The sequence below is a fragment of the Mesorhizobium quangtriensis genome (genome assembly GCF_040081925.1).
Taxonomy (GTDB): domain Bacteria; phylum Pseudomonadota; class Alphaproteobacteria; order Rhizobiales; family Rhizobiaceae; genus Mesorhizobium_K; species Mesorhizobium_K quangtriensis.
Window position 1 is genome coordinate 120,760 of sequence record NZ_JBEBMF010000001.1, and the last position, 26,951, is coordinate 147,710.

Genomic DNA, 26,951 nt, shown 5'->3' on the forward strand with positions numbered 1-26,951 from the left:
TTACCGAAACTCTTGATTTCATTTGTCCTTACCTACCCCGAGGTAGCGATCGAGTACGTTGGCCGTCACGCGCTCCACCATTGGATCGCGGCGCAACAGGCCGGCTACCCATTCACAACTCCCAGCATGAAACACCTCGCCCTTGCCACGCGGAAAGTTGACGATCATGCCGTTGCCGCGTTTCACCTTGTCGAGATTTTCGTCGCTTGCGTCACCGAACAACGTCTCTGCTGTAAAGCGTCCGTCTTCGTCACTCAGGAACTGATCTTCGTCAGGTATGTCGGCGCTTTCCTCCACCTGGCTTGCGAGGCCGAGCGCCAGGACCTCGAGCCCCTCGGGCGCACCACTTCCCGCTACCGGAAAGGGCAACCCGCCTCTGATCTCATAGTCGAGACCGTCGACCTCATAGCCGAAAACATGACTGTCGGCTCCAAGCAGGTCGCCATAGTAGATGCCGGTTCCGCTGAAGGCCCAATGCTCCGGGCGATAGACTGGAAAGCCTCTTACCCCGCGCGGCGCGCAACCACCCCACCCGGCATAAACGCCCCTGGTCGCGTTAAGGCCGAAGGTAAGCGCGCCGGGCCGGCCGATCTCGGGGGCCTCCCAGGAGTTCGTGGCTCGCGTGAGATCGCCGGCTTGATAAACCGGGTCTTCGGCACGCGCGCGGTACTTGTAGCAGACCTGCCGTCGGCCCTCGTCTTCCAGACGCGTCTGCCACATGAAATTCCCGGCGAAACGGGCGGCATGCCCGCCGGCGTCGACATAATTGTCGACCGCATCACGCATGTCCCAGGTCCAGTATTCATCATGTCCGACGAAGACCGCGCAGTCGTAGCCCGCAAGAATATCGGGCCTGAAGTGAAGGTCGTGCTGGGAACAGAGATCGACCGCGTAACCGGCCAGTTCCGCCCACCGAAAAAAGTGGCTGTCATAGCTTGCCCATCCCGCCGAGGCGTATTTCTTCGAATGCCCTGTCGCGAAAGCCCATTCCATGTGCGGGTAGCGCGGGACGGTTTTCGGCCGCAGGCTTATCTCGATCGGGACACGCGGCGCACCCGCAGGAAGCCTTACAAAACCGCGACACCAGGGCCGTTGCGTCGAAACCGCTGTTGCATACTGATCGCGGTTTGGCCCGGTGATGCCCTGATAGGAATTCGAGCCGCCCCACGTGTTGTAGGCAAGCCATGTTCCGGTTGCAGCTACCTGCAGGATGCGTCCTGACTTCAGACCTTCACGCGGGGCAATGATAAAGAGATGGCTGCAGGAAATCTGCGACCCATCGCGGCCTTCCGCCACAAGGGTCATGCGATACGCACCTGTCGGCCAGCTTTCATCGATGACAATTTCGAATGTTGGCTGCCACCCACAGCCATCGACCGAACATTGGTCGGGGGTATCCTGCCAGCCGCAATCCAGTTGATGCCTCTCCAGCACTATCGTCTCGGCCGCGCCGTCGCGATGAACTTGCAGAGAAAAGGAACCGGCGGTCGCGCTGACGTGTATGGTCGCGGTTTCGCCGTGTTGATAGGAAATGCGGTCCGTGTAGCACCAGATTTCTCCGCGCTCACCATCCATGCCGGCGAACTCGTAGTAGTGGCCGCGCACAGCGAAGCGCCGCTGCTCTGCTGTCAGTCCGAAATCGGGATATTGGAACGCCATCGATCCGCCGCACACCATTCTGCACGTTAGTTCACTGTGGAAGACCGGAGATCGTCAAGGGATGCCAGGCGCTGGCATTGCCAATCTACCGGATTGGCTAGCGAAGTCAGCGTGCAATTCTTCCGACTTCGCACCGAACATGGTAGCGGTGCCAACGATGGCTCAGAAGAAAGCTTATGAGGTCGATGCATGGCTCCGGCGTCCCGCGGACGCGGTGTCGATCATACTCCTCTACGGACCAGATCGAGGCCTTGTCTCCGAACGGGCAACGGCATTTGCGCGTAAAACCGGACTTGCGCTTGATGACCCGTTTTCCGTGGTCAGGCTCGAAGCCGCAGAGGCCGAGCAGGGCCGTCTGCTCGACGAGGCGCACACGGTCCCGATGTTCTCCAGCCGGCGATTGCTGTGGGTCCGGAATGCCGGCGCGCAGAAAGCTCTCGCCGACGACGTCAAAACCTTGTCAGCAACCCCACCGCGCGATGCCATAATCCTGATCGAAGCCGGCGAGTTGAAGAAAGGCGCGGCGCTCCGTACCGTGGTGGAAGGCAGCGAGATCGGCATGGCCCTGCCGTGTTACGTCGATGAAGGCCGGGCCATAGACCAGGTGATCGATGACGAACTTGGGAAATCCGGCCTCGGCATCACGATCGAAGCGCGCGCGGCGCTGCGCAACAACTTGGGCGGAGACCGGCTTGCGACACGCGCCGAGGTAGCGAAGCTGGCACTTTATGCCTATGGCCAGCCGCGAATAGAGCTGGAAGACGTGCTCGCGCTGACGGGCGACGTTTCCGGTACGTCGATCGACGACGCCGTGGATGCCGTTCTGGAGGGCAAGGTTGCGGATTTTGACACGTCCTTTACCCGGCACGCCGTCGGCACGGGGCAGGTCTATCCTGTTCTCGCCGGGGCAATTCGCCAACTTCAGGCGCTTCAACTCATGCGATCCTCGATGATCGGCGGCCGGAATGCAGCGGCGGCGGTCGCGGCTGCTAGACCCCCGGTTTTCTTCGCGCGGCGAAAGACTGTCGAGCGTGCACTGGAACGATGGTCGCAGGACGCGCTGCAGCGAAGTCTTGCAAGACTGCATGCTGCGGTGCTTGCGACGCGCCGGCAGCCTGCCTTGGCGACAGAGATCACCCGGCATGCACTGCTCGCAATTACCGTCGAGGCGTCGCGGCTTTGAAGGTAGATAGCCGGCTAATCTATTGTTGCAGACGCCGGCATAGATCGTCGAGTTGATCGAGCGTCCGGTATCCGATCCGCACTTCGCCGCCCTTGTCCCTATGAGCGATTGAGACAGAAAGACCCGTAACATCGGAGAGAAGTTTCTCGAGCGCCAGCGTGTCGGGATCCTTCTCCGGCGGGGTCACAGCCTTCTTCGGCTTGGAAGTACTCTCCGGCTGCTGGGCAAGCGCTTCTGCCTGGCGTACGGAGAGGCCTCCATCCACGATCCTTCTGGCGAGTGCGGAGGGGTCTTCCGCCGTCACCAGCGTTCTCGCGTGTCCCGCGGACAACGATCCATTGACCAAAAGATGGCGGATCGACTCGGGAAGCTTGAGCAGCCTCAGTGTGTTGGCAACATGGCTCCGGCTTTTGCCGATCACGTTGCCAAGATCGGCTTGTGTGTAGCTGTGCTCGTCTATCAGCTGCTGGTACCCCAAGGCCTCTTCGACGGGGTTCAGGTCGGCACGCTGGACGTTCTCGATAATCGCAAGTTCGAGCGCTGTGCGGTCGTCCACATCACGGACCAGGACGGGAATCTCCGTCAGCCCGGCTTTCTGGGCAGCACGCCAGCGGCGCTCGCCGGCAATGATTTCATACTTGCCATCAGCCTTCCGGCGGACCAGCACCGGCTGCACGATACCGTGTTCGCGAATGGACTGGGCTAGATCGGCCAGATCGGCTTCGGCAAAAGAGCGCCGCGGATTTTTGGGGTTTGGTGAGACGAATTCGATCGGCACGCGCCCGTCTGCTGTTGTGACCACTGCAGGTTTCGCCTGAGCCGTCTCTTTCGGCGCCGGCCGGTCCATTTCGCCGATCAGCGCGGCGAGGCCTCGGCCCAGTCTTTTTTTGGATTGGTCTTCGTTCATCATGAATCCGGTTTGTTTCGAGTCCGAATCGAGGTTTACGCGGCGCGCAATTGGCGTTCGCGGCGAATAACTTCGGAAGCAAGCTGGAGATATGCCTGACTGCCGGAGCACCTGAGGTCGTAAAGGATCGCCGGCTTACCATAGGATGGCGCTTCCGACACGCGCACGTTGCGGGGGATGACGGTCTCATACACTTTGTCGCCCATATGCTCGCGCACATCCTCGACGACTTGCCGAGCAAAGCTGTTGCGCCCGTCGAACATCGTCAAAACAATGCCTTGGATGGTCAGGTCCGGGTTGATTGAATTCCGAATTTGCTCAACGGTTTCAAGGAGTTGGCTCAACCCCTCTAGAGCGAAGAACTCGCACTGCAGTGGAACGAGCACCGAATCCGCGGCCGCCATGGAATTTAAGGTAAGTAGATTGAGCGAAGGCGGACAGTCGATCAGGATATAGGTGTATGGCGCGTTCCTCAGCGAGGAGTCCATTACTGCATTTCGAAGACGCAGTACGCGATCAGGAGCGCCTGCAATCTCCATCTCAATGCCCAGCAGATCGAGGGTGGATGGCACAATGGAGAGGCCGGGAACCGCCGTTTCCATAGCAGCTTCTTCCAACCGCAACTCACCCGTCAGCACATCGTAAGACGAAACGGTACGTTCCCGACGATTGATGCCAAGACCTGTAGACGCGTTCCCTTGCGGGTCGAGATCGACGATCAGGACTCGCTCACCGATCGCCGCAAGCGCGGTGGCAAGATTTATGGCGGTGGTGGTCTTACCGACACCACCCTTCTGATTGGCCAATGTTATGATACGAGGTCCGGGTTTCATTCTAACCCTATGCATTTCCGATGATTTTAGCTTTCAGCTAAACCGCACTCCGGCGCGTCAGATTCTCTACTTGGAGAACGACGCTATCGTCGTCGATCTTGCTCTGATGTTCTATCAGATCGAACCGCCACGCGGGAATGCTTTCTTCCAATTCCTGACGGTAATCCCGACCTTTGTGAAAAAGGCCACTTGCAGTTTGAGAAAGCCAGGGAAAAGTCAGCCCTAAAAGCTCGTTGAGGGGAGCCAGAGCGCGAGCCGTTACGATGTCGATGCCGTCAAGCAACTCGACTTTGTCAATTCTCTCGGCGTGAACCTTAGCGGGAAGGGAAAATTGCCCAATAGCCGCCTGCAAGAACCCTGCTTTTTTATGATTACTGTCCACGAGGTCTATGCGTCCTCCTCGTTCCCGCAACAGAAAAGCAAGGACGAGACCCGGGAACCCCCCGCCAGAGCCTATGTCCAGCCACCTCAACGCCGCTGGCGCGAGGGGAAAAAGCTGAGCGCTGTCAAGAATATGGCGATGCCATACATCTTTTAGTGTGGACGGTGCAACCAGATTGACCCGTTGGGCCCAGGTCATGAACATCGCTTCAAAGGCCTGGATGTCTCTGAATGTTTCACGTGAAACGGGCCCTGCCACCTCCAACAGCGTTTGGTAGTCGCGCTGAGTCAAGCGGCACCCTTCGAGAGGTGCTCGATCTGCCTTACATGGGAAATCACAATAGAGAGCGCAGCAGGCGTCATGCCGTCGATTCGCTGCGCCTCTGCAAGCGACCGCGGACTGCGCGCCTTCAATTTCTGCCTAATCTCGTTTGAAAGGCCAGGTACCTCGGAAAAATCCACATCTTCCGGAATCAATCGCTGCTCTTCGCGGCGAACCTCGTCGGCGTCAACAGCTTGTCGTTCCAGGTAAACCGCATATTTCGCCTCTGTTTCAAGGCGTTCCGCTGTTTTGAAGTCAATCGACGCCAACTCCGGCCATACTGTCGTAAGAGATGAAACAGTGTGCTCCTTCACGGCAAGGAGTGCGTAAGCGGATCGCTTCACCCCGTCCAGGTTCAGATCCAGCCCCCGCTTCCGTCCTTCCGTCGGGCTAACAACCAACTCGGAAGCAAGCTTGCGTGCAGCGTCAAGCCTGCTCGCCATCGCGCCAAACCGTCCAACTCGCTCGTTACATACGAACCCGTGCTCAATCGCCAACGGTGTCAAGCGCTCGTCTGCATTGTCCGCGCGCAGCGAGAGCCTGAACTCGGCCCTCGATGTGAACATCCTATACGGCTCGGTTATCCCTCGAGTCGTCAAATCATCGATCATGACCCCAATGTAGGCCTGGGTCCGACTTAGAATGAATGGTTTTCCACCACCACCCGCCCTCGCCGCGGCATTGATGCCTGCAACGACGCCCTGGGCGGCCGCCTCCTCATACCCAGTCGTTCCGTTGATCTGCCCTGCAAGGAAAAGGCCCCTCAGCCTCCTTGTTTCCAAAGTGGTTTCCAACTCTCTAGGGTCGACGTGATCGTACTCAATCGCATAGCCAGGCTGGAGCATAGCCGCGCGCTCCAGACCCGGAATCGTGGTTAACAATTGAAGCTGGACCTCTTCGGCCAACGAGGTCGAAATTCCATTGGGATAGATGGTATGGTCATCCAGGCCTTCGGGCTCCAGAAAGATCTGATGCCCTTCTCGATCACCGAATTTTACGATCTTGTCCTCGATCGACGGGCAGTATCTCGGTCCAACACCCTCAATGGAACCGGAGTACATCGCCGAGCGACCCAGATTGGCGCGCACCAATTGATGCGTCGCCGGAGTTGTTCGGGCAATGCCGCACTGAACCTGCGGAGTCGTAATTCGATCGGTCAACAGAGAGAACTGCACGGGGTCGTCGTCAGCAGACTGCATTTCCAGCCCGGCCCAATCGATTGTGCGTCCGTCCAGGCGCGGCGGCGTGCCAGTCTTCAGGCGGCCCAACGCGAAACCGACGCGCTTAAGGGTCTCGGACAGTCCAAACGACGCTTTCTCGTCCACTCGGCCTGCGACGATCTTCTTTTCCCCAATGTGGATCAAACCGCGCAGGAACGTTCCCGTGGTCAGAACAACGGCGCCGCAGGCAATTCGTTGTCCATCGGCCAAAATAACTGCCGAAACGCCCGCTTCACCCACTTGAAGGTCCATGACCTCGGCCTCGATGACAACTAGGCGCTGCTGCTCGGAGATTAGGCGCTGAATGGCCTCGGCATAAAGCTTTCTGTCGGCTTGCGTCCTCGGCCCACGCACGGCCGGACCCTTGCGTCGATTAAGCAAGCGAAATTGAATACCCGCAGCGTCCGCCGCACGCCCCATCAAACCATCAAGGGCGTCGACTTCCCGGACAAGATGACCCTTGCCGAGCCCGCCGATCGCCGGATTGCAAGACATTGTTCCGATCTTGTCCGCCCGTAGCGTTATCAGCGCGGTGCTAGCACCCAACCGCGCGGCAGCACTGGCTGCTTCACAGCCTGCATGGCCACCGCCAACAACAACAACGTCGTAGTTTCCAACCATTTTAGCTAACTCCGGAGCTGGGAGACACATGCGTCCCACACCGATACCAAGTCAAGTGTTTGAAACCGCGAAGGTTTCACACCATCCAGGGTGTTTCACGTGAATCACTTGGCAATCATTTGCCGATGCAAAACTGCGAAAAGATGACATCGAGCAAATCCTCGACATCCACAGCACCCGAAATTCTGCCCAGATGAACGGTAGCCGCCCTAAGATCGTCCGCCCGGAGTTCCAGTTCCTTGGCGGGCTGCAGCGCCGTCTCAAGGCAGGCAGCTGTCTCCTTGAGTAGTCTTACATGCCGGAGTCGAAACGGAAGAATATCCCCAATAGTCCCAATAGCCTCTACAGCACGAGACTCCAGCAGCGCCAACAGTTCGGATAGCCCTTCTTGAGAAGCGGACGACACTGCCAAGTGTACGTCGCGCGCAGGCGGCAAGAGATCACATTTTGTCCCCAACCGGACGAGTTTTTCTTCTTCAACGTCTGGAACGGACACGGCATCGGCGGTGGGATCGAGCAAATAGAGCACTAGGTCGGCCCCCGAAGCCCGTTCCTTGGCGCGCCTGATGCCGATCGCCTCAACTTTCCCTGCTCCATCCCGAATTCCGGCAGTATCGGTGAGCCGTACCTTTACCCCGCCCAAGTCGAGCGACACTTCCACCAAATCTCGCGTCGTACCCGGTTCGTCTGACACAATGGCCACGTCACGTTTTGCCAACGCGTTCAGCAGGCTCGATTTGCCGGCATTGGGCGCGCCGACAATGACGACATCGAAACCGTCGCGAACGACTTCGGCACGATGGTAGTCCCGGACATGGACGAGGATTTCCTGAAGTAAATCCGCGACATCCTGCCAAACGGATTCGCCAGCGACGTCAGGGACATCGGATTCATCAGCGAAATCGAGTTCAGCTTCGATCATGGCACGGGCTCGCACCAGTCGATTCCGCCAATGCATATAAGTCTGGGATCCGCCGCCTTGCGCATTCAGAAGAGCCAGGCGTCTCTGAGCCTCGGTTTCGGCTGCGATCAAATCGGCCAGTGCTTCCGTCTCCAGCAGGTCGACTTTGCCGTTGAGGAACGCGCGTCGCGTAAACTCGCCCGCCTCGGCGGGCCGAACTCCGGCGATAGCTACAAGTTCATTCAAAAGCGCAGCAACGACAGCCTTCCCGCCATGAACATGAAATTCCGCACTGTCCTCGCCAGTGAAGCTATGGGGACCCGGAAAGAATAGTAACAGGCCCGAATCGATCGTCTGGTCTATTGAATTCCGGAACCGAGCGAAGGTCGCCAACCTCGGTTGCGGAACCCGGCCAGCAATCGTTTCGACTACGAATCGAGTCCTTGGGCCGGACACCCTCAGTACAGCAATGCCCGCCGGCAGCCGCCCGCTCGAGAGAGCCACAATTGTGTCAGGCGAAACTACCATCTCAGAAATCTGGACGAGGAGTCCGGAATCGTTCCGTTGCCGAATCAATGCCGACGATTGAATTGGCTCAGGTATTCATCGAGTCGAAGAAGTCTGCATTCGTCTTGGTCTGCTTAAGCTTGTCGATGAGGAACTCAATCGCGTCCGTCGTACCCATCGGCGCCAGGATCCTGCGCAACACAAAGATCTTCTGCAGATCTGCCTTGGGAACGAGCAAGTCTTCCTTACGCGTGCCCGACTTGAGAATGTCCATCGCCGGGTAGATGCGCTTGTCGGCTACCTTGCGGTCGAGCTGAATTTCACAGTTGCCGGTGCCCTTGAACTCTTCGAAGATCACTTCGTCCATGCGGCTACCGGTATCGATCAGCGCGGTCGCGATGATCGTGAGCGATCCCCCCTCCTCGATATTTCGTGCCGCACCGAAGAAACGCTTCGGGCGCTGAAGGGCGTTGGCGTCGACACCACCGGTCAGAACCTTGCCGGAGGACGGCACAACAGTGTTATAAGCGCGGCCGAGGCGCGTGATCGAATCCAGCAGGATGACCACGTCGCGGCCATGCTCGACGAGGCGCTTGGCCTTCTCGATGACCATTTCGGCAACTTGGACGTGACGCACGGCCGGCTCGTCGAAGGTTGAGGAGATGACCTCGCCCTTCACCGAACGCTGCATGTCGGTGACCTCTTCGGGACGCTCATCGATCAGGAGAACGATCAGATAGCACTCCGGATGATTGGCCGTAATCGAATGCGCGATGTTCTGCATCAGCACCGTTTTACCGGTGCGCGGCTGGGCGTTGATCAACGCGCGCTGGCCCTTGCCGATCGGCGCGACGAGATCGATGACCCGCGGCGAGATGTCCTTGCTGGTCGAGTTGTCGATTTCCATGCGCAGCCGCTCGGTCGGATAGAGCGGCGTCAGGTTATCGAAATGAATCTTGTGCCGGATCTTCTCGGGATCGTCAAAATTGATCGTATTGACCTTGAGAAGCGCAAAGTAGCGCTCGCCTTCCTTGGGGCTGCGGATCGGACCTTCGACCGTATCGCCAGTCTTCAATGAAAAGCGGCGGATCTGGGAGGGCGATATGTAGATATCGTCCGGACCCGGCAGATAGTTTGCGTTGGCGGAACGAAGGAAGCCGAAACCGTCCTGCAGCACCTCGACGACGCCGTCGCCGATGATCTCGACATCCTGGGCGGCCAGCTTCTTGAGGATCGCGAACATCAGTTCCTGCTTGCGCATGACGCTGGCGTTCTCCACCTCGAGCGATTCGGCGTAAGCGATCAGCTCCGGCGGCTTCTTGTTCTTGAATTCTGCGAGTTTCATTTCCTGCATGGATAGACTCTGAATGAGCGATATGGGGAGGTATAAATCGGCTAAGGCGATTGTCGTCTAGGCGGCCACGCCGAAGGCTGACAGGCGGCTCAGGACGAGAAAGGAAGAATCGCTTTCTAGCTGCGTAGGCCGCAAAGAGCAAGCCGCAAAGAATCCATTCCTAGAACGGCTTGACGACAACGAGGATCACGATAGCGATCAACAACAAGGTGGGAACCTCGTTGATGATACGCCAGTGACGCGAGGATTTTCGATTGCGATCCTCCGCAAACCGCCGAACGCCGCCTGACAGATACCCATGAACGCCGGACAACAGCACTACGAGTCCGATCTTGCCATGCAGCCAGCCGCCGTGAAACGCAAAGCCTCTCCAGGCGAGCCAAAGCCCGAAGACCCAAGCGACGATCATCGCCGGATTGATGATCGCACGCAGAAGACGCCTTTCCATGACCTTGAAGGTCTCGGATTGCGGCGAGCCGACCGGAACATCGGCATGATAGACAAACAGTCGGGGCAGATAGAGCATGCCGGCCATCCAAGCGATCACGGCGATCACATGGATCGCCTTAGCCCAAAGATAGAGGTCTTCAGGCCAGAACAGAAAGACCGCCGCGGCAAAAACAGCAAAGATAACGAGCGCGGCAAGGGCGCGACCGGCAGGCCAGTTCATGATCGACCTTCTTTGCGAACAGCCGCAATCATCTGCTCGACGTGAAGAATAGGCGTATCGGGCGTTACGCCGTGCCCAAGATTAAATATGAGGGGGCCTTTGCCCAAGGTACCGAGAATGGCCTCAACGCCGTCGACTAGCGCCCTTCCACCTGCAACGAGACGCTGCGGGTCGAGATTGCCCTGGACCGCGCCTGCGACCTGCAACTCTCGCGCCTGCGACAAAGGAACGGTCCAGTCCAGCCCCAGACCCGTCACCCCCGTCTTGGCCCGGTAATCCCGATAGCGACTACCCGCACCACGCGGAAAGCCGATGATCGGGACATCCGGACAGGCAGCGCGAACCGTCTTCACCATTTGCGCGACCGGAGCGACGCAGAACTCCTCAAAACTAGCCTCATCAAGCACACCGGACCAGCTGTCGAAAATCTGTACGACATCTGCGCCGGCCTCGATCTGCCGGATAAGATAAGCGGCCGAGACGTCAGCCAGCACCGCCAGCAGCTTCTTCATCGCCTCCGGATGACGGTAACCAAACAGCCGCGCCGGAGCCTGGTCCGGCGTTCCATGCCCGGCAATCATGTAGCTCGCAACCGTGAAAGGTGCCCCGCAAAATCCGATCAGGGTTGTCTCGGCCGGCAGTTCGGCGCGAAGCCGACGGACGGTCTCATACGTGGCGGACAGATTCACGTGAAACATCTCGCCGTCCAGCCGATCGATTTCAGCCGGTTCGATCGGCGTCATCAACGGCCCACGGCCTTCCTCGAAGCGCAGGTCACGACCGAGCGCGTGTGGTACAACCAGGATATCCGAGAACAGGATGGCCGCGTCGAACCCAAAACGACGGATCGGCTGCAGGGTAACCTCCACCGCAAGATCCGGATTGTAGCAAAGGTCCAGGAAACTTCCGGCGCGTTTGCGGGTTTCGCGATACTCAGGGAGATATCGACCTGCCTGTCGCATCATCCAGATCGGTGGAGGAAAGACGCTGCTTCCTCGCAACACGTCGAGGACTGCTCTCTGTCCAGACCTTCCGTCTAAAACCAAAATTGAGATTCTTTCTTGTTTCTGATTCTTAGACTCTGTGGGAATCGGTGGTCTCGACTTGTCCCCAGACGCGATGAAAAAGCCTGTTGTCCTCATAAAGGACGAAACATCGCCGGAAAAGGACAAGTCTGGGGATCATGACGAATCCGCGTGGTTTTGTCGCGACTTATCGGCAAGTCGACATGCGCCCAAGAAGCTGAGAACAGCGCGAGCCACAATTGTCCCCAGAGCCATCCCGGCACTCGGAACAGCCGCCGTTCGGGGGTGGATTGTGGACATCCAGCGGTTTGATACAGTCACCCCGGACCGCCCCGTCCATTTCTCCAGTCTCATCCACAGAAAGCCACAGCCGGCAGAGAATTCCGTGAAGACGTGAACAAACCGCAAAATTTCTTCCATTTGCACATGATTTCGGACGCGACTGGCGAAACGCTGCTGGCTGCCGGGCGGGCGGCATCGGCGCAATACAAGAACGCCAGGGCGATCGAACACATCTATCCCCTGATCCGAACGGAAAAGCAGGTTCGCAAGGTCTTCGATGAGATCGAGGAAGAGCCAGGGATCGTGCTCTACACCATGGTCGATCCGGTTCTGGCCCGTCTGATCGACGATTGTTGCTCCGCACAGGGGCTTCCGGCCGTTTCGGTTCTGGAACCGGTGCTGACCGTGTTCCAGTCCTATCTTGGAACGCCTGCAGGTCGTAGGGTCGGTGCCCAGCACATGCTGGACGCCGACTATTTCAAGCGCATCGATGCGCTGAACTTCACGATGGAACATGATGACGGGGAGTTGATCGAGGAAGCCGAGCTGGCCGATATCGTTCTGGTCGGCATCTCGCGTACATCAAAAACGCCGACATCGATCTACCTTGCCAACAGAGGCATAAAGACGGCCAACATCCCGATCGTGCTGGGGATGCCGCTGCCGGACAGCCTGGTTCAGGCGAAGGGTCCGCTCGTTGTCGGGCTTCTGGCTACAGCGGATAGAATCTCCCAGGTCCGTCAAAACCGCTTGCTTGGAGCGACATCCGGTTTTGATGCGCACGCCTACGCGAACCGGGCCTCGATATCCGAGGAACTCGCTTATGCCCGGCAGATCTTCACCCGACACGGCTGGCCGGTGATTGACGTCAGTCGCCGGTCGATCGAGGAAACGGCCGCGGCGATCCTGGCGATTCGACCCAAGGGACGGTGAAGTCTCCGCGGACCGTGCTATACGCCTGTAGATCACGCGAGGGCGAGGTATCCTCCTATGGCCGAAACAATCATTCTAGCGTCCGGCAGCCGGTTCAGACGGGCGATGCTCGAAGCTGCGGGCGTCGCAATAGAGGTGGTACCGGCCGATATCGATGAACGCCCCGTTGAGGCGACGCTTCAGGGAAGCCACGTATCCCCGGAAGATGTCGCACTCGTTCTGGCGGAAGCCAAGGCGGTCGACGTCAGCGAAAGGTTTCCCGGACGTCTCGTGCTCGGATGCGACCAGACCCTGTCTCTCGGCGACGAACTCTTCCACAAGCCGGTGGATATGGAGGATGCAAGGCGGCACCTTCTCAAGCTTTCCGGGCAGACGCATCAGCTCAACAGCGCCGCCATCTTGGCCCGCAACGGTTCGGCTTTCTGGCGATATGCCGGCGTAGCGAACCTGACAATGAGGAAACTCGAGCCGGCTTTCATAGGTCGTCATCTGGCGCGGGTCGGCCCGGTTGCCCTGAATTCAGTCGGCGCCTACCAGGTCGAGGGTGAAGGCGTTCAACTCTTCGAAAAGATCGAGGGTGACCATTTCACCATCGTCGGACTTCCGCTCATGCAGGTGCTTGCGGAATTGCGAAAACTCGGAGCCATCGATGGCTGAAACGAGAAAAGCCTTTATCTGTGGCTACCCAATCGCGCATTCGCGCTCGCCGATGATCCACGGCTATTGGCTGAAGAAATACGGCATCGCCGGCACTTATGAGCCCATCGAAGTTGCTCCAGCCGACTTCGCTCAGTTTGTTGCCAAGCTGAAGGCCAATGGCTTTGTGGGCGGCAACGTGACGATTCCGCATAAGGAAGCGGCTTTTCAAGCCGTGTCGCGTCGCGACGAAGCCGCCGAACTGATCGGCGCCGTAAACACGCTGTGGTTCGAAGACGGAAGTCTCGTCGGGGGAAACACGGACGCTTTGGGCTTTGCCGCAAACCTTGATGAATACGTCCCAGACTGGACCGACGTCGGCCCTGCGGTCGTGCTCGGAGCAGGCGGCGCCAGCCGGGCGGTCATCCAGGCGCTGAAGGAACGGGGATTCAAAGACATCAGGATCGTCAACCGGACGATCGCTCGGGCGCAGGAACTGGCTGACAGGTTTGGCGCGGGCGTATCGGCGCACGGGACGTCGGACACAGGCGAGCTGCTTTCCGATGCCGGACTTCTGGTCAACACGACCTCGCTCGGGATGGCAGGAAAGGGTAAGGCGGATACGCTGCCTGCCGATCCGGGTCTTCTTCCGCGGCACGCCATCGTTACAGACATTGTGTATGTTCCGCTTGAAACGCCGCTATTGGCCGCTGCCCGCAAGCAGGGGCTGAGGACTGTGGACGGACTTGGAATGTTGCTGCACCAGGCAGTGCCGGGCTTCGAGAAATGGTTCGGCAGGCGGCCTGAGGTAACGCGGGAGTTGCGGGATATGATCGTCGCGGAGATGTCCGAAACGGTTTCGGCTGCAAAGAAATGATCCTGCTGGGTCTGACGGGCTCCATTGGTATGGGCAAGTCCACGACCGCGAAGATTTTCTCCGAATATGGCGTGCCGGTTCACGACTCCGACGAAGCTGTTCATCGGCTTTATCGGGGCAAGGCGGCGCCTCTGGTCGAAGCGGCTTTTCCAGGAACGACTAGGGACGGCATTGTCGACCGATCCAAGCTTGCCGAAAAGGTCTTGGGCGATCCAGTAGCCCTGAGACGCCTGGAAGAGATCGTCCATCCGCTGATCCGGGCGGACGCCACGGCCTATCTCAAACCGCATCATGCCGCCGGCGCGCCGCTGGCAGTCCTCGACATACCCCTGCTCTATGAAACAGACGGCCGCGATCGGGTAGATCTGGTGGTGGTCGTTAGCGCGCCGTACGAAGTCCAGCGCGAACGCGTCCTGGCGCGACCCGGCATGACGGAGGAAAAATTCCAGAAAATCCTTGCCAAGCAGGTGCCGGACGAAGAGAAGCGCGCGCTCGCTGATTTTGTCATCGACACGAGTCAGGGCATGGAGTCGGTCCGCGAGGCGGTGGCCGACATCATAGAAAAGCTGACTGGCAAACGGCCAAAGCGTATGATGGAAGCCGTAAGCGAAAGCCGCTGATCCACCTTCTCCCCGGCAGAAAACCGAAGCTGCCTTGCGACATGCGGCGGGCACCTGCATGCTTGTCGATCAACGAGACTTTGATTCGATGCGGGAAATCGTCTTCGATACGGAAACGACCGGGCTGGACTCGCGCGATGACCGCATCATCGAGCTGGGTGGGATCGAACTCGTCAATCGTTTTCCGACGGGCAGGACCTTCCACAGGTACATCAATCCGCAGAACCGGGCGATTAACCCGGAAGCGCAGGCCGTCCACGGCATCAGCGCGGCCGATCTCGTCGGCAAGCCGACCTTTCCGGAGGTGGTCGACGAATTCCTGGATTTTATCGATGGCGCCCATCTGGTGGCGCACAATGCCGGCTTCGACATTGCCTTCATCAATGCGGAATTCGGCAGGCTCGGTCATCCCGAGGTCGATCGGGGCCGCGTGATCGACACGCTTGCGATCGCAAAGCGTCGGCATCCGATGGGGCCAAACTCGCTCGATGCGCTCTGCCGGCGCTATGGAATCGACAACAGCCGGCGCACCAAGCACGGTGCGCTCCTCGATTCGGAGTTGCTGGCCGAGGTCTATATAGAGCTGATTGGCGGCAAGCAGGCGGCGTTGGGTCTGGAAACGACTGTCTCCACGACGACGGTCGTGGAAACCGCGGTCATCGAGATCAGCGTCCGCCAGCGACCGGCTCCGCTGGCACCAAGACTGACCGAAATTGAAATATCGGCGCACGCCGAGATCGTCAGGGACCTCGGCGACAAAGCGTTGTGGTTGAAGCTGGATCAGTTCGGGCCGGCTTCGGAGAACCGGGAAGCGCTCGGCTCGGTCGCCGAGCGCTGATTATTAGCTGACTTGAACATTGGCCTTTGCCTGGTCGTCGGCCAGCTTCTGCTGGAACATCTGCGCGAAGTCGATCGGATCGAGCATGAGCGGCGGAAAGCCGCCGTTGCGGGTCGCCTCGGCGATGATCTGGCGCGCAAATGGGAAGAGCAGTCGCGGGCACTCGATGAAGAGCAGCGGCAGCATATGCTCCTGCGGGAAGCCTTCGATCCGGAAGACGCCGCCATAGACCAGCTCGACGTTGAAGAGCACGTCCTTTTCGAAGGAAGCCTTTGCCGTCAGCGTCAGATTGACGTCGAATTCCTTGTCCGAGAGCGGATTGGCGTTGACGTTGACGTTGATAGCGATGCCAGGGGCCTTCTCGCGGCCGCGCAGGGAGTTCGGCGCGCCGGGGCTTTCGAAGGAGAGATCCTTCACATACTGCGCGAGCACGCTCAGCGACTGCTTGGCTCCGCCGTTTCCGTTCGCGCCGGCTGCTGCCGCATTGTCTTCATTGGCCATAGAGCCCGAGTCCTCATGTCGTGGTGCCGTTGCGCGGCCCCGTTTTGAATCGGGCGTTGGCTAGCATGGTGGGTGCGGCAAGACAAGGTTGGCCGCGACAGCGTTCGTTCTAGACGAGCCGGGGGCGCTTGCCTCTCGGCTCAATCCTTGTCGATCTGGCTCCAGGGTGAATCGGTGCGGGGCCGCGCCTTTGGGTCATGGCTGTATTCATCGGCATCGAGATCGATGGTCGTTCCCCGCTGGCGGGCGGCGCCATTGAAACCTCCGAAACCGGCGCTCGAAAACACCATGCGCTTGCTGAGAAATCCCCAGGCGAACGTGCGAACAGGCGGCAGAAAAAGCAAAAGACCGATAGTGTCAGTGAAAAAGCCGGGAATAAGCAAAAGAACTCCGGCCAGCATGATCATGACACCGTTTGCGAGTTCGCGCCCCGGGTCGTGCCCCACGTTGAGTTCCTTGCGAATTCGCGTCATGACGCCGAAACCCTGGACGCGAAGCAGGATCATGCCGAGCACCGCTGCCGCGATCACGAGGCCCAGCGTCGCCAGAACGCCGATCTGTCTGCCCACCACAATGAAACCCGCAATCTCGATGAACGGCAGGGCGAGAACGAAGAGCGGGATGAACGGGAAGCGCATACTTGGTCTTCAAAACCTCGTTAGGACAGGCAAATGCCATGCCGCTGGCATATTCCATGTTAAATAGGTATTCAGGCCCCGATTTGAATGATCGCACCATGCGGTCTATATGCAGGTATTGAAACCTGCTTGGCGGACGGCCGGAAACAAGGGTCCTTGGCGGAAGACATGGAATTTTTCGACTTTGGCACGATTTTCTTCCTCATCGCAGCTGTGGTGATCTTTTTCCAGCTGCGGAACGTGCTTGGTCGCCGCACGGGCAACGAGCGTCCGCCATTTGATCCCTATACCGCGGGACGGGCGGCTAAGGATGCCCCGGCCAAGTCCGAGAATGTTGTCTCCCTGCCGCGGGCCAAGCGCGCCCCCGGCGAGGAAAAAGAGGACGCATATGCCCCGATCGACGCATTCGAGAAGCCCGGAAGCGACCTGAACAAGGGACTGCGCGCAATCCGCGACGCCGATCCGACGTTCGAGCCCAAGACCTTCGTCGATGGCGCCAAGATGGCCTATGAGATGATTGTAATGGCTTACGCCGACGGCGACCGAAAGACGCTGAAGAATCTCCTGTCGCGGGAGGTTTTCGACGGTTTTGTCGCGGCGATCGCAGATCGGGAAGGTCGGTCGGAAAAGGTACAGTCTTCCTTTGTCGGCATCGACAAGATCAATATCGTTGGCGCCGAGATGAAGGGAAGCGAGGCTCATGTCACGCTCCGGATCGTCAGCGAGTTGATTTCGGCGACACGCGACAAAGCCGGCGAGGTCATCGACGGCGACCCCGAGACGGTGGCTGAAGTGAAGGACGTCTGGACCTTCGCTCGCGACACGCGTTCCAAGGATCCGAACTGGAAACTGGTCGCGACCGAAGAGGAAGACTGATTTCCTTTGCGAGGCGCGCGTGAATGACCACCGTGCCGCTTTCTCCAATCCTCAGGCCTGTTTCCTTTTCCGACCTGCCGGGCTGGAAGGACGACGACCACCTCTTGGCCTTTGAAGCCTTCAGCCGCTCCGCATTTCACGTCCTGACGAAACCCTATCGCAGCGGATCGATGGGCGTGGCGTTCGACAGCTTTGCCCGAGCCTACAGCGATTCACGTGAAACACCCGCATCAGACAATGCTTCGGCGAGAGCGTTTTTCGAGAGGCATTTCGTTCCGGCGCGCGTTCTTTCTGAACAGGCCGAACATGGCTTCGTAACCGGATTCTACGAACCTGTTGTCGAGGCCTCGAGGATGAGAACCGAGGATTTTGCGGTCCCGCTCCTGTCGCGCCCCAACGATCTGATCGACATCGATGAGACGAACAGGCCGCCGGGTTTGGACCCCTATCTGGCTTTTGGACGCACGACCGACAATGGTCCTGTCGAGTATTTCGATCGGCAAGCCATCGAAAGCGGCGCACTTGCCGGCAGGGGGCTGGAGATCGCCTGGCTGGCGAGCCGCGTCGATGTCTTCTTCATCCACGTACAGGGTGCCGCGCAGCTGCGGATGACGGACGGAACGGTGCGGCGCGTCACCTATGCCGCCAAATCTGGCCAACGGTTTACCGGAATTGGCAGGGTGCTTGTCGACCTCGGAGAGATTCCGCTGGAGAAGGTCACCATGCAGTCCATCCGCGCATGGCTCGCGGCGAATCGACATCGCCAGAACGAGATCATGTGGCGGAACCAATCGTACATCTTCTTCCGCGAGGCTCCCGTAGATGACCCGGAACTCGGTCCGATCGCTGCGGCGAAGGTGCCTCTTACGCCCGGTCGTTCATTGGCGGTGGATCGCCTGCTGCATACGTTCGGGACACCGTTTTATATCGACGCGCCGACGCTCACCGCCTTCGGCGGCGAAGGCTTTCGCCGTTTGATGATTGCCCAGGACACGGGCTCAGCGATCGTTGGACCGGCACGAGGTGATCTCTTCGCCGGGTCGGGAGACGCGGCGGGATCGATCGCCGGGGGCATACGCCATCCAGCCGACTTTTACGCCCTCCTGCCACGGCCGCTGGTCGAAGGCGGTTCGTGGTGAGCCGGCAATCGAAGACGCTGACGGAAGACGATCGCGTTCTCTGGACGCTCGTGGCGAAATCCACGACGCCGCTCAGGAAGCGCAAAGTCACGGAGGACGATCCGCCGAAACCAGCGTCGAAAGACAAGATGCCAGCCGCCTCGGCGATGGCGAAACACCCGGAAGCACCGCCCGCCCCACCAAAAAAACTGTCCGTCACCCCGACGCTGGACCGTCCGACCCTGACAAAACTGTCCCGAGGAAAGCTGCCGATCGAAGGACGCGTCGATCTGCACGGAATGACGCAAAGCGAGGCCTATGCCCTGCTGCTGTCCTTTTTGCAACGGGCGCAGGCCAACGACATCAGGTTCGTGCTGATCATCACCGGCAAGGGTTTCTCATCCGGCGGCGGCGGTGTTCTGCGTCGACAGGTACCGGCATGGCTGGCGACACCGCCATTCCGAACTCTGGTTTCCAGCCACGACGTTTCCGCGCGGCATCATGGCGGCGACGGGGCACTTTATGTTCGCCTGAGGAAAAGGACATGACCCCGCTGGGTGAAAGGCTTCGAGAGCTTCGCCGGCAAAAGGGCGTCAGCCAGAAGGAAATGGCGGCGGCCGTCGGCGTCAGCGCCGCCTATCTCTCGGCGCTTGAACATGGTCGGCGCGGTTTGCCGACATGGGTGCTTCTGCAGAAGATCATCGGCTACTTCAACATCATCTGGGACGATGCCGAGGAGGTTCTGAATCTGGCCGGCCAATCGCATCCGAGGGTCGTCATCGACACGTCCGGCCTATCGCCATCGGCCACTGAGCTGGCGAATCTCCTGGCGGCGCGGATCGAAAGCCTCGACGCCGAGACGATCGCAAGGATTCTTGACATGATCGCGGCCTCGCCGCGCGAAGGGCCGAAACGTTATGACGACTAAAAGAGAGCCTGCAGCTCGGGCAGCTTCTCGTTGACCAGCCAGCCGTAATAATTCTCTTCGGGATAGCGGGGCGCTTCGCCATCGGCCGCGCGCTGGTCGTTCTCGCGCTTCAACGCTGCGGCGCGGGCATCCGGATTGCCGATATTGTAGAGCGTCGCCGTGATGCCGGGGTTCTGCGAGATGTCGAAACCGGCAATCTCACGGTAGGCGTTGATGGATGTCTTCAGCGTCGCCGCGACGTAGCTGAGCGTGATGTCCGGATCCATGATCGTCTCATAGACCTGGTTCGGCTTGGCTGCGTCCAGCCTCGGCAGGCCGGAAACCCGATGCACGAGATCGCTCATCTGCAAGGCGGTCAGCGGGCTCATCTGTCCGAGACCAAAGGTCTGGCCGGCATAATAGGGCTGGAAGAACACGGCCGCGAACCGGTTGTCCGGAAATGCCTTCCCGTCAACGTTCTTGCCCCGGAAGGACTTGTCCCAGACGCGTTCGCGGCAGGCCCACAGGCCGTAGCTGTCAGACTGCATGCAATCGGCGAATTGCGGACGTTTCACGAAATCGTCGACGTCCTCGCCATCATATTGGAAAGACAGGTCAGCGTTCAGATAGGCGGCCGCCTTTACGTAATAGGTCTGGAGCCGGTCGTAGGCGTCGACGTTGTAAGTATGCTCGCCGACGATAGCGCCAACGATGTGCATGGGGTCGATGCCGTACTGGCCAGCGGTCTTTACGATCTTCGAGCGCAGCTTCTTGTCGTTCTTCAGCAGCGCATAGACCTTGCGGTACTTCGCCTCGAAGGTCGTTCCGCCAGATTTCGTTCGCTTGGTGGATGCGCCGGGCACGCCGGGCTGTTCGACGGAGCGGTTGCCGGGCGGGACGAGAACCGTGGCGGATGCGAAGCTCGCGCCGACCAAAACGAGAAGCGCGGCGACAAAAGCCCGCGCGAACCACCCCTGCATACCAGATACCCGCCTGATCATCCGCCGCACCCACGAGGGTTTCCCCTCAAACTGCCGCGCAAACTAGGCAAAGCGACTGCCGGAGTCGAGCGAAAGGCGAAAATCGCCTGACCTCTCCAGGTCATGCGATGGCCGAATGCTTCCATTCGGCCACACCCGTCTGCGCGGCCCGGCAGCGCATGTTTTGCCACGCGCCGCCCTGCCCGATGCGCGTTTAAAGGATGAAACGCGACAAATCTGTGTTCCGAGACAGGTCGCCCACATGCTTCTCTACATAAGCTGCATCGACGGTGACTGTCGTGCCGTTGCGGTCGGGCGCGTCGAATGAGACGTCGTCGAGCACCCGTTCCATGACGGTCTGCAACCGGCGCGCGCCGATGTTCTCCACATTGGCGTTCAGATCGACGGCGATCTGCGCCAGGCTATCGATTGCATCTTCCGTGAAGTCGAGCGTAACACCCTCGGTCTGCATGAGCGCGACATATTGCTTGATCAGGCTCGCCTCGGTCTCGGTCAGGATGCGCACGAAGTCGTCCTTTTCCAGCGCGCGAAGCTCGACGCGGATCGGCAGGCGGCCTTGAAGCTCGGGCAGCAGGTCCGATGGCTTGGAGACATGGAACGCGCCCGAGGCGATGAAGAGGATGTGGTCCGTCTTCACCGGGCCGTACTTGGTCGCGACCGTCGTCCCCTCGACCAGCGGCAGCAGGTCGCGCTGCACGCCTTCGCGCGACGGCCCGCCAACCACGCCGGAGCGCGCGGCAATCTTGTCGATCTCGTCGAGGAAGACGATGCCGTCATTCTCGGTCGATTCCAGCGCCTGGCGGATCACCTCGTCCTGGTCGAGCAACTTGTCAGACTCGTCGTTAACGAGCACGTCGTAGGATTCCTTGACGGTCGTCTTGCGCGTCTTGGTTTTCCTGCCGCCCATCGCCTTCTGGATCATGTCGTTGATGTTCAGCACACCGACGCTGCCGCCCGGCATACCGGGAATGTCGAAGCCGGGCATGCCGCCGTTGCCGGTGTCGGCAACCTCGATCTCGATTTCCTTGTCATCCAGCTCGCCGTCGCGCAGCTTCTTGCGGAAGGAGTCGCGGGTGGCGGGCGACGCGGTCTTGCCGACCAGCGCCTCGAGCACGCGCTCCTCGGCGTTGATGTGGGCGCGCGCCTTGACGCCTTCGCGCATCTTCTCGCGCACGAGGACGATGGCGATCTCGACGAGGTCGCGGATGATCTGCTCGACGTCACGGCCGACATAGCCGACTTCGGTGAACTTGGTGGCCTCGACCTTGACGAAGGGCGCTCCGGCCAGCCTGGCGAGACGACGCGAGATCTCGGTCTTGCCGACGCCGGTCGGGCCGATCATCAGGATATTCTTGGGCATGACCTCTTCGCGCATCTGCCCTTCGAGTTGCTGGCGACGCCAGCGGTTACGCAGCGCAATAGCCACGGCGCGCTTGGCGTCCTTCTGGCCGATGATGAAGCGATCGAGTTCGGAAACGGTTTCGCGGGGAGAAAAACTAGCCATGTGGGGAAAGGTACTCTTGGAACGAAAGTTGCAGCTTATGTATGGGGCCTGACGCGGCGTACAAGGTCGACGGCCCGCCTGCCCGGTGCATGCCGGCCGCGCATGGAGTGCATGACGGGATCAGCCGCCGCCCTGCCAGACCTTCACCGCCTCGATCGGGTAGATCAGCATCAGCACGTTGAGGGTCAGGTTGTCGCGGATCAGCCAGCCGACGACAACCTCGAAGACGATCGCAATCACGATCGTCAGCCAGACCGGCAGCCGGGAGGCGAGGAAGAAGCCGAACACCATCCACAGCGTGTCGGAGACGGAATTGATGATCGAGTCGCCGAAATAGTCGAGCGAGATGGTCGCCTCGCGGTAACGGTTGATGATGATAGGGCTGTTCTCGAGGATTTCCCACGCGGCTTCGAGCAGGATGGCGCAGGAGAGGCGCGTCCAGAAGGTCGAGCGGCCCAGGATCAGCCAGAACAGCCAGTAGAACAGGAAGCCGTGGATGATATGCGAGAATGTGTACCAGTCGGCGATGTGCTGGGAATTTTCCGAGCTGACCACGACGCCTTGCCAGAGCTTGACGTAGCCGCACTCGCAGATCCAGACGTGGCCCTGCCAGCGCAGGATCAGAGCCTGCGCGACGAGAAGCAGGACCGCGACGAGCAAACCTGCCTTCCAGTCCAGTCCCCAGCGCGGTTCCGTCGTACCCCGATCCGCCACGGCAATCCCCTCCGTCCGACTCAATCGACCGCCAATCTAGCAGCGGAGCGCGGGTACGTGGATGGAATTCAGCGCGGCAGCGGTCAATCCGCGTCGCGCGCCATCATCACGGCCGGGCCGTAGATGGTGTCGCGTCGATCGAAGGTCCGGAAGCCCGCCTTCTCGTAGGCGCGGATGGCGCGCAGATTGTCCGGATTCGGGTCGATGACGACACGCGGACAACCTTCCTCGAACAGCAGGTCGACGAACTGGCTGACGATGGCAGAGCCGTGGCCGACGCCGACAAAGTCTGGCGGGCCGATGGAAATGTCAATGCCCAGCGTGCCGAAGGGCTGGTCCTGGTAGGGGTGACCGTCCTCCAGATGCGGATCGTAACTCTGGAGGTAGGCGATGGGTCGTCCGTCCAGTTCGACGATCAGCGGCTCGGTGTCGTCGCTGTCCATCGCCTGCCTGATTTCGGCGATCGCGGCGTCCGGCCCCTCGTCCCACCATTCGGCGACGTGCGGCTCGGCGAGCCAGGCCGACAGCAGCGGCAGGTCGGCCTCGGTGACCGCACGGAAGTCGTAGACCGGTTTGCCGCTGCTTTTGGCCATTGATTTCGCCACGAGTCTGGCCGTCAGGCGACGGCGTCGAGGGTTTCGACGACGAAGTTGTTGTTCGTGTAGACGCAGATGTCGGAGGCGATCTGCATCGCCTTGCGGGCGATCTCCTCGGCGTCCTTGTCGGTGTCGATCAGCGCGCGGGCGGCCGCCAGCGCATAATTGCCGCCGGACCCGATCGCCATGACGCCATGCTCGGGCTCGAGCACGTCGCCATTGCCGGTGATGGCGAGCGACACGCTTTTGTCGGCGACGAGCATCATCGCCTCGAGATGGCGCAGGTAACGGTCGGTGCGCCAGTCCTTGGCGAGCTCGACGCAGGCGCGGGTGAGTTGGTCGGGATACTGTTCCAGTTTGGCCTCAAGCCGCTCCAAAAGCGTGAATGCGTCGGCTGTCGCGCCGGCGAAGCCCGCGATCACGTTGCCGTTCGCGCCGATGCGGCGCACCTTGCGGGCGTTGCCCTTCATGACGGTCTGGCCGAGGCTGACCTGCCCGTCGCCGGCGATCACGACCTTGCCACCCTTGCGCACGGTCACGATGGTCGTGGCGTGCATTGTGAGATTGTTCGACATGTATGCTGCTCCGATTTCGCGCGGCCCCGGATTTCAAGTCTTGCGGCAGCCGGCGCGGTACGAGGTGGGTTGGCGCATATGTATGCTGACGTCGGCGGAATGCAAATTGTGTGCGTTCCCGGCCGAACGAAGCGAGGCTCGGGTGCAGACGACCGCGTTGAGCGAGCGTCCAGACATGACTTTGTTACGTTGCTCTGCTATCTGCGGCATTTAGTCAGCCGGCTTCGTCATTCCGTCATGGAAATCGCCTAAGGGACGAGCCGACAAGGATTCTTCGATGCGATACGCCGTCTATTTCACACCGGGCCAGAATGACCCGCTCACGCGCCTTGCGGCTGGGTGGTTAGGCCGCGACCCCTTCACGGGCGCGCAATTGCCGCCGCCTGCGGTAGCAACCCTGTCGCCTGCGGAGATCGCCTTCCACACGGCGAGCGCGCGGCGCTACGGCTTCCACGCCACCCTGAAGGCTCCGTTCCAGCTGGCTGACGGCTTCGGCGAAGGTGACCTCGATCAGGAGTTGGCGCGTTTTGCCGCCGGCTCCGAGCCCGTCCTGCTGTCGAAGCTGCTACCCAAGCGCATCGACGGTTTTCTCGCGCTGGTGCCCGCGAGCCCGGCCCCCGACCTCGACCGCTTTGCCGGCGAGATCGTCACCCATTTCGACCGTTTCCGCGCGCCGCTGTCGGAGGCCGACATTCGCAGGCGCAGCCCGGAATCGCTGAGTCCCGAGGAGTTCCGCAACCTGATGCAGTGGGGCTATCCCTATGTTTTCGAGAGCTTCCGCTTCCACATGACGCTGACCGGCCGCGTGCCCGACGCCGACTTGGTTCGGGTGCGCGCGGCTATCGACGAAGTCTTTTCCGCCGCTCTCGACCAGCCGGCCGTGATCGACGGGCTGGCGCTTTTCGTCGAGCCGGAGCCCGGCGCGCCCTTCGTGGTAAAGTCCTGGCACGGGCTTGGCAGCCGCCTCAAGAGAAAGACCGCATGATGACCGAGACCGTCCTGACCAACGCCAACATCGTGCTCGCCGACGAGGTCCTGCCGGGCAGCGTCGTCATCCGCGACGGCAAGATCGCCGACATCGACCGCGGCCCGGTTCGCGTGGGCGAAGATCTGGAGGGCGACTACGTCATCCCGGGGCTGGTCGAGTTGCACACCGACCATCTCGAAGGCCACTACGCGCCGCGCCCGAAGGTGCGCTGGAACCCGATCGCCTCCGTGCTGGCCCACGATGCGCAGATCGCCACGGCCGGCATCACCACCGTGTTCGATGCGCTGCGGGTCGGCATGGACTACGAGGCCGACCTGACCATGCAGGACATGCGCCAGCTGGCCGACGCCATCGAGACCAGCGTCAGCGAAGACCTCGTTCGCGCCGACCACTTCATCCATTTGCGCTGCGAGGTCTCCGCGCCGGACTGCCTTGAAGCGTTCGCGCTGTTTTCGAGCGACTATCGCGTCAAGCTCGCCTCGCTGATGGATCATGCGCCCGGCCAGCGCCAGTTCGCCAGCCTAGAGGCCTACGCCACCTACTACATGGGCAAGATGAAGATGTCGGAGGAACAGTTCCGCCGCTATTGCGATGCGCGTGTTGCCCAGTCGCAGCAGAACTCTGCGCCCAACCGTCTCGCCGTCGCCAAGGCCTGCCACGAGCGCGGCATCGTCTTGGCCAGCCATGACGACGCCACGGTCGCGCATGTCGACGAGGCGATCGAACAGGGCATTCGCGTCGCCGAATTCCCCACCACGACGGAGGCGGCCGCCGCCTCCAAACATGCCGGCCTTGGCGTGCTGATGGGCGCGCCGAACGTCATGCGCGGCGGCTCGCACTCCGGCAACGTCTCGGCGCGCGACCTCGCGGCCGATGGCCTGCTCGACATATTGTCGTCCGACTACATCCCGTTCAGCCTGATCCAGTCGGCCTTCTTCATCGGCGATGCGGTCGAAGGCATTTCGCTGCCGCAGGCGGTGGCGATGGTGTCGAAGAACCCCGCCGACGCCGTCGGGCTGACCGATCGTGGCGTCATCGAGCCCGGCCGGCGCGCCGACCTCGTGCGCGTCCGGCTGGAGGAGCATATCCCGGTCGTGCGCACGGTCTGGCGCGAGGGACGCCGCGTCGCATGATGACGTCAGCCCTGCTTGAGCGCGCGCAGGCCGGCGCGCTGCCGATCCGCACCGGCGCCTTCGTCGCCATCGTCGGGCCCAGCGGCGCCGGCAAGGACACGCTGATCGCCCACGCAAAGGCGGCGCTGGCCGGTGAGCCGCAGGTTGATTTCGTGCGGCGTGTCATCACGCGGCCCTGCGACGGTTCGACCGAAGAGCACGACACACTGAGCGACGGCGACTTCGTGCAGGCGCAGAAGGACGGCGCGTTCGCGCTTGCCTGGGAGGCTCATGGCCTTCGCTACGGCATTCCGGCCAGCATCGACAACGCGCTCGACAACGGCCATGTGGCGGTCGCCAATCTTTCGCGCGGGGCGCTGCCGGCGCTGCGCGAGCGATACGCCAATGTGGCCGTGGTGGAAGTAACCGCCGATCCGGAAATCCTCGCCTCCCGGCTTGCCGGCCGGGGCCGAGAGACCCGCGAGGAGATTCTTGCGCGGCTGGCGCGCACCATCTCCTACGACACGACGGGCCCGTCGATCGCGCTCGACAATGGCGGTGCGCCCGAGGTCGCCGGAGAAAAGCTCGTCGCGATCATCCGCAAGGCAATGGCCTTCGCCGACATGTCCGGAACCGTCTGACGATCATCGGT

General features: G+C 60.6%; 29 protein-coding genes. 13 read left to right on the forward strand and 16 right to left on the reverse strand.

From position 1 onward, the window contains the following. Positions 1-18: 18 nt before the first annotated feature. The gene (locus ABMA32_RS00610) at positions 19-1,659 is read right to left on the reverse strand and encodes a N,N-dimethylformamidase beta subunit family domain-containing protein (RefSeq protein ID WP_349011802.1); all 1,641 of its coding nucleotides are present in this window, start codon (positions 1,657-1,659) and stop codon (positions 19-21) included. 157 nt (positions 1,660-1,816) lie between these two features. Here ABMA32_RS00610 and holA point away from each other — a divergent pair, with 157 nt between their 5' ends. After that, positions 1,817-2,842, forward strand: a complete 1,026-nt coding sequence (gene holA, locus ABMA32_RS00615; RefSeq protein WP_349011803.1) for a DNA polymerase III subunit delta — start codon at positions 1,817-1,819, stop codon at positions 2,840-2,842. A gap of 19 nt (positions 2,843-2,861) precedes the next feature. Here the strand turns inward: holA and ABMA32_RS00620 are convergent, their stop codons facing one another. The 8 genes from ABMA32_RS00620 to hemE form a co-directional block, all read right to left on the reverse strand. Continuing rightward, entirely contained in the window at positions 2,862-3,749 is an 888-nt protein-coding gene (locus ABMA32_RS00620; RefSeq protein ID WP_349013285.1) for a ParB/RepB/Spo0J family partition protein, read from the reverse strand. A gap of 35 nt (positions 3,750-3,784) precedes the next feature. Next, complete coding sequence (locus tag ABMA32_RS00625; RefSeq protein WP_349011804.1) at positions 3,785-4,582, reverse strand: ParA family protein; 798 nt, start codon at positions 4,580-4,582, stop codon at positions 3,785-3,787. A gap of 37 nt (positions 4,583-4,619) precedes the next feature. Beyond that, complete coding sequence (gene rsmG / locus ABMA32_RS00630; RefSeq protein WP_349011805.1) at positions 4,620-5,255, reverse strand: 16S rRNA (guanine(527)-N(7))-methyltransferase RsmG; 636 nt, start codon at positions 5,253-5,255, stop codon at positions 4,620-4,622. After that, positions 5,252-7,126 carry a tRNA uridine-5-carboxymethylaminomethyl(34) synthesis enzyme MnmG gene (gene mnmG / locus ABMA32_RS00635; protein WP_349011806.1) on the reverse strand — a complete coding sequence of 625 codons (1,875 nt, stop codon included), beginning with the start codon at positions 7,124-7,126 and terminating at the stop codon, positions 5,252-5,254. The genes rsmG and mnmG overlap by 4 nt, the downstream gene beginning before the upstream one ends. A gap of 115 nt (positions 7,127-7,241) precedes the next feature. After that, positions 7,242-8,555: a tRNA uridine-5-carboxymethylaminomethyl(34) synthesis GTPase MnmE gene (gene mnmE, locus ABMA32_RS00640; RefSeq protein ID WP_349011807.1), complete on the reverse strand. Its 1,314-nt coding sequence runs from the start codon at positions 8,553-8,555 to the stop codon at positions 7,242-7,244. 67 nt (positions 8,556-8,622) lie between these two features. Further along, positions 8,623-9,888: a transcription termination factor Rho gene (rho, locus tag ABMA32_RS00645; RefSeq protein ID WP_292770523.1), complete on the reverse strand. Its 1,266-nt coding sequence runs from the start codon at positions 9,886-9,888 to the stop codon at positions 8,623-8,625. Between the two features lie 160 nt (positions 9,889-10,048). Beyond that, on the reverse strand, positions 10,049-10,558 hold the full coding sequence (gene hemJ / locus ABMA32_RS00650) for a protoporphyrinogen oxidase HemJ (protein WP_349011808.1): 510 nt from the start codon (positions 10,556-10,558) through the stop codon (positions 10,049-10,051). Next, on the reverse strand, positions 10,555-11,730 hold the full coding sequence (gene hemE / locus ABMA32_RS00655) for a uroporphyrinogen decarboxylase (RefSeq protein WP_349011809.1): 1,176 nt from the start codon (positions 11,728-11,730) through the stop codon (positions 10,555-10,557). The genes hemJ and hemE overlap by 4 nt, the downstream gene beginning before the upstream one ends. Positions 11,731-11,976: 246 nt before the next feature. Here hemE and ABMA32_RS00660 point away from each other — a divergent pair, with 246 nt between their 5' ends. The 5 genes from ABMA32_RS00660 (at position 11,977) to dnaQ (ending at position 15,769) form a co-directional block, all read left to right on the forward strand. Next, the gene (locus tag ABMA32_RS00660) at positions 11,977-12,798 is read left to right on the forward strand and encodes a pyruvate, water dikinase regulatory protein (protein ID WP_349011810.1); all 822 of its coding nucleotides are present in this window, start codon (positions 11,977-11,979) and stop codon (positions 12,796-12,798) included. Positions 12,799-12,855: 57 nt separating this feature from the next. After that, positions 12,856-13,455: a Maf-like protein gene (locus ABMA32_RS00665; RefSeq protein ID WP_349011811.1), complete on the forward strand. Its 600-nt coding sequence runs from the start codon at positions 12,856-12,858 to the stop codon at positions 13,453-13,455. Then, the gene (locus ABMA32_RS00670) at positions 13,448-14,311 is read left to right on the forward strand and encodes a shikimate dehydrogenase (protein ID WP_349011812.1); all 864 of its coding nucleotides are present in this window, start codon (positions 13,448-13,450) and stop codon (positions 14,309-14,311) included. The genes ABMA32_RS00665 and ABMA32_RS00670 overlap by 8 nt, the downstream gene beginning before the upstream one ends. Continuing rightward, positions 14,308-14,931, forward strand: a complete 624-nt coding sequence (gene coaE / locus ABMA32_RS00675; RefSeq protein WP_349011813.1) for a dephospho-CoA kinase — start codon at positions 14,308-14,310, stop codon at positions 14,929-14,931. The genes ABMA32_RS00670 and coaE overlap by 4 nt, the downstream gene beginning before the upstream one ends. Before the next feature lie 88 nt (positions 14,932-15,019). Next, positions 15,020-15,769: a DNA polymerase III subunit epsilon gene (gene dnaQ / locus ABMA32_RS00680; protein WP_349011815.1), complete on the forward strand. Its 750-nt coding sequence runs from the start codon at positions 15,020-15,022 to the stop codon at positions 15,767-15,769. Positions 15,770-15,772: 3 nt separating this feature from the next. On the opposite strand, the gene secB is transcribed toward dnaQ, so the two are convergent. Then, entirely contained in the window at positions 15,773-16,270 is a 498-nt protein-coding gene (secB, locus tag ABMA32_RS00685) for a protein-export chaperone SecB (RefSeq protein WP_349011816.1), read from the reverse strand. 140 nt (positions 16,271-16,410) lie between these two features. Further along, positions 16,411-16,908 (reverse strand): FxsA family protein, encoded by a 498-nt coding sequence (locus ABMA32_RS00690; protein WP_349011817.1) that lies wholly within the window; start codon positions 16,906-16,908, stop codon positions 16,411-16,413. 168 nt (positions 16,909-17,076) lie between these two features. Between ABMA32_RS00690 and ABMA32_RS00695 the strand changes: the two genes are divergently transcribed. Genes ABMA32_RS00695 through ABMA32_RS00710 form a run of 4 tightly spaced genes read left to right on the forward strand, consistent with a single transcriptional unit; the run spans position 17,077 to position 19,830 of the window. Next, positions 17,077-17,784, forward strand: a complete 708-nt coding sequence (locus ABMA32_RS00695; protein WP_349011818.1) for a Tim44/TimA family putative adaptor protein — start codon at positions 17,077-17,079, stop codon at positions 17,782-17,784. 32 nt (positions 17,785-17,816) lie between these two features. Next, complete coding sequence (gene mltA, locus ABMA32_RS00700; RefSeq protein WP_425475486.1) at positions 17,817-18,923, forward strand: murein transglycosylase A; 1,107 nt, start codon at positions 17,817-17,819, stop codon at positions 18,921-18,923. Continuing rightward, a complete protein-coding gene (locus ABMA32_RS00705; RefSeq protein ID WP_349011820.1) occupies positions 18,920-19,450 on the forward strand; it encodes a Smr/MutS family protein in 531 nt (176 codons plus the stop codon). Before mltA ends, ABMA32_RS00705 begins: the two co-directional genes overlap by 4 nt. Beyond that, on the forward strand, positions 19,447-19,830 hold the full coding sequence (locus ABMA32_RS00710; protein ID WP_349011821.1) for a helix-turn-helix domain-containing protein: 384 nt from the start codon (positions 19,447-19,449) through the stop codon (positions 19,828-19,830). Before ABMA32_RS00705 ends, ABMA32_RS00710 begins: the two co-directional genes overlap by 4 nt. Here the strand turns inward: ABMA32_RS00710 and ABMA32_RS00715 are convergent. The 5 genes from ABMA32_RS00715 to hslV form a co-directional block, all read right to left on the reverse strand. Beyond that, positions 19,827-20,789, reverse strand: a complete 963-nt coding sequence (locus ABMA32_RS00715) for a DUF1402 family protein (protein ID WP_349011822.1) — start codon at positions 20,787-20,789, stop codon at positions 19,827-19,829. The genes ABMA32_RS00710 and ABMA32_RS00715 overlap by 4 nt on opposite strands. 214 nt (positions 20,790-21,003) lie before the next feature. Beyond that, entirely contained in the window at positions 21,004-22,314 is a 1,311-nt protein-coding gene (gene hslU / locus ABMA32_RS00720) for an ATP-dependent protease ATPase subunit HslU (protein ID WP_349011823.1), read from the reverse strand. A gap of 120 nt (positions 22,315-22,434) precedes the next feature. Beyond that, a complete protein-coding gene (locus ABMA32_RS00725; RefSeq protein ID WP_425475487.1) occupies positions 22,435-23,034 on the reverse strand; it encodes a DUF2585 domain-containing protein in 600 nt (199 codons plus the stop codon). A gap of 77 nt (positions 23,035-23,111) precedes the next feature. Then, positions 23,112-23,621 carry a GNAT family N-acetyltransferase gene (locus ABMA32_RS00730; RefSeq protein WP_349011825.1) on the reverse strand — a complete coding sequence of 170 codons (510 nt, stop codon included), beginning with the start codon at positions 23,619-23,621 and terminating at the stop codon, positions 23,112-23,114. Positions 23,622-23,644: 23 nt separating this feature from the next. Further along, on the reverse strand, positions 23,645-24,199 hold the full coding sequence (hslV, locus tag ABMA32_RS00735) for an ATP-dependent protease subunit HslV (protein WP_349011826.1): 555 nt from the start codon (positions 24,197-24,199) through the stop codon (positions 23,645-23,647). Positions 24,200-24,476: 277 nt separating this feature from the next. Here hslV and ABMA32_RS00740 point away from each other — a divergent pair, with 277 nt between their 5' ends. From ABMA32_RS00740 to phnN, 3 genes are read left to right on the forward strand one after another with little or no spacing between them, the layout of a single operon-like run. Continuing rightward, complete coding sequence (locus ABMA32_RS00740) at positions 24,477-25,184, forward strand: DUF1045 domain-containing protein (RefSeq protein ID WP_349011827.1); 708 nt, start codon at positions 24,477-24,479, stop codon at positions 25,182-25,184. Next, positions 25,181-26,320: an alpha-D-ribose 1-methylphosphonate 5-triphosphate diphosphatase gene (locus tag ABMA32_RS00745; protein WP_349011828.1), complete on the forward strand. Its 1,140-nt coding sequence runs from the start codon at positions 25,181-25,183 to the stop codon at positions 26,318-26,320. The genes ABMA32_RS00740 and ABMA32_RS00745 overlap by 4 nt, the downstream gene beginning before the upstream one ends. Continuing rightward, positions 26,317-26,940, forward strand: a complete 624-nt coding sequence (gene phnN, locus ABMA32_RS00750) for a phosphonate metabolism protein/1,5-bisphosphokinase (PRPP-forming) PhnN (protein ID WP_349011829.1) — start codon at positions 26,317-26,319, stop codon at positions 26,938-26,940. The genes ABMA32_RS00745 and phnN overlap by 4 nt, the downstream gene beginning before the upstream one ends. Positions 26,941-26,951: the final 11 nt, after the last annotated feature.

What these genes read in the sequence shown, in the direction of transcription:
- ABMA32_RS00710 (WP_349011821.1), top strand. Translation starts at nt 19,447, where the DNA reads ATGACCCCGCTGGGTGAAAGGCTTCGAGAGCTTCGCCGGCAAAAGGGC.
- ABMA32_RS00715 (WP_349011822.1), bottom strand. Translation starts at nt 20,789, where the DNA reads ATGCAGGGGTGGTTCGCGCGGGCTTTTGTCGCCGCGCTTCTCGTTTTG.
- mnmG (WP_349011806.1), bottom strand. Translation starts at nt 7,126, where the DNA reads ATGGTTGGAAACTACGACGTTGTTGTTGTTGGCGGTGGCCATGCAGGC.
- secB (WP_349011816.1), bottom strand. Translation starts at nt 16,270, where the DNA reads ATGGCCAATGAAGACAATGCGGCAGCAGCCGGCGCGAACGGAAACGGC.
- hslV (WP_349011826.1), bottom strand. Translation starts at nt 24,199, where the DNA reads ATGTCGAACAATCTCACAATGCACGCCACGACCATCGTGACCGTGCGC.
- ABMA32_RS00695 (WP_349011818.1), top strand. Translation starts at nt 17,077, where the DNA reads ATGGAATTTTTCGACTTTGGCACGATTTTCTTCCTCATCGCAGCTGTG.
- ABMA32_RS00745 (WP_349011828.1), top strand. Translation starts at nt 25,181, where the DNA reads ATGATGACCGAGACCGTCCTGACCAACGCCAACATCGTGCTCGCCGAC.
- ABMA32_RS00730 (WP_349011825.1), bottom strand. Translation starts at nt 23,621, where the DNA reads ATGGCCAAAAGCAGCGGCAAACCGGTCTACGACTTCCGTGCGGTCACC.
- coaE (WP_349011813.1), top strand. Translation starts at nt 14,308, where the DNA reads ATGATCCTGCTGGGTCTGACGGGCTCCATTGGTATGGGCAAGTCCACG.
- dnaQ (WP_349011815.1), top strand. Translation starts at nt 15,020, where the DNA reads ATGCGGGAAATCGTCTTCGATACGGAAACGACCGGGCTGGACTCGCGC.
- ABMA32_RS00740 (WP_349011827.1), top strand. Translation starts at nt 24,477, where the DNA reads ATGCGATACGCCGTCTATTTCACACCGGGCCAGAATGACCCGCTCACG.
- mnmE (WP_349011807.1), bottom strand. Translation starts at nt 8,555, where the DNA reads ATGGTAGTTTCGCCTGACACAATTGTGGCTCTCTCGAGCGGGCGGCTG.
- ABMA32_RS00625 (WP_349011804.1), bottom strand. Translation starts at nt 4,582, where the DNA reads ATGAAACCCGGACCTCGTATCATAACATTGGCCAATCAGAAGGGTGGT.
- rho (WP_292770523.1), bottom strand. Translation starts at nt 9,888, where the DNA reads ATGCAGGAAATGAAACTCGCAGAATTCAAGAACAAGAAGCCGCCGGAG.
- ABMA32_RS00620 (WP_349013285.1), bottom strand. Translation starts at nt 3,749, where the DNA reads ATGAACGAAGACCAATCCAAAAAAAGACTGGGCCGAGGCCTCGCCGCG.
- holA (WP_349011803.1), top strand. Translation starts at nt 1,817, where the DNA reads ATGGCTCAGAAGAAAGCTTATGAGGTCGATGCATGGCTCCGGCGTCCC.
- hemJ (WP_349011808.1), bottom strand. Translation starts at nt 10,558, where the DNA reads ATGAACTGGCCTGCCGGTCGCGCCCTTGCCGCGCTCGTTATCTTTGCT.
- ABMA32_RS00670 (WP_349011812.1), top strand. Translation starts at nt 13,448, where the DNA reads ATGGCTGAAACGAGAAAAGCCTTTATCTGTGGCTACCCAATCGCGCAT.
- ABMA32_RS00665 (WP_349011811.1), top strand. Translation starts at nt 12,856, where the DNA reads ATGGCCGAAACAATCATTCTAGCGTCCGGCAGCCGGTTCAGACGGGCG.
- ABMA32_RS00690 (WP_349011817.1), bottom strand. Translation starts at nt 16,908, where the DNA reads ATGCGCTTCCCGTTCATCCCGCTCTTCGTTCTCGCCCTGCCGTTCATC.
- hslU (WP_349011823.1), bottom strand. Translation starts at nt 22,314, where the DNA reads ATGGCTAGTTTTTCTCCCCGCGAAACCGTTTCCGAACTCGATCGCTTC.
- ABMA32_RS00610 (WP_349011802.1), bottom strand. Translation starts at nt 1,659, where the DNA reads ATGGCGTTCCAATATCCCGATTTCGGACTGACAGCAGAGCAGCGGCGC.
- phnN (WP_349011829.1), top strand. Translation starts at nt 26,317, where the DNA reads ATGATGACGTCAGCCCTGCTTGAGCGCGCGCAGGCCGGCGCGCTGCCG.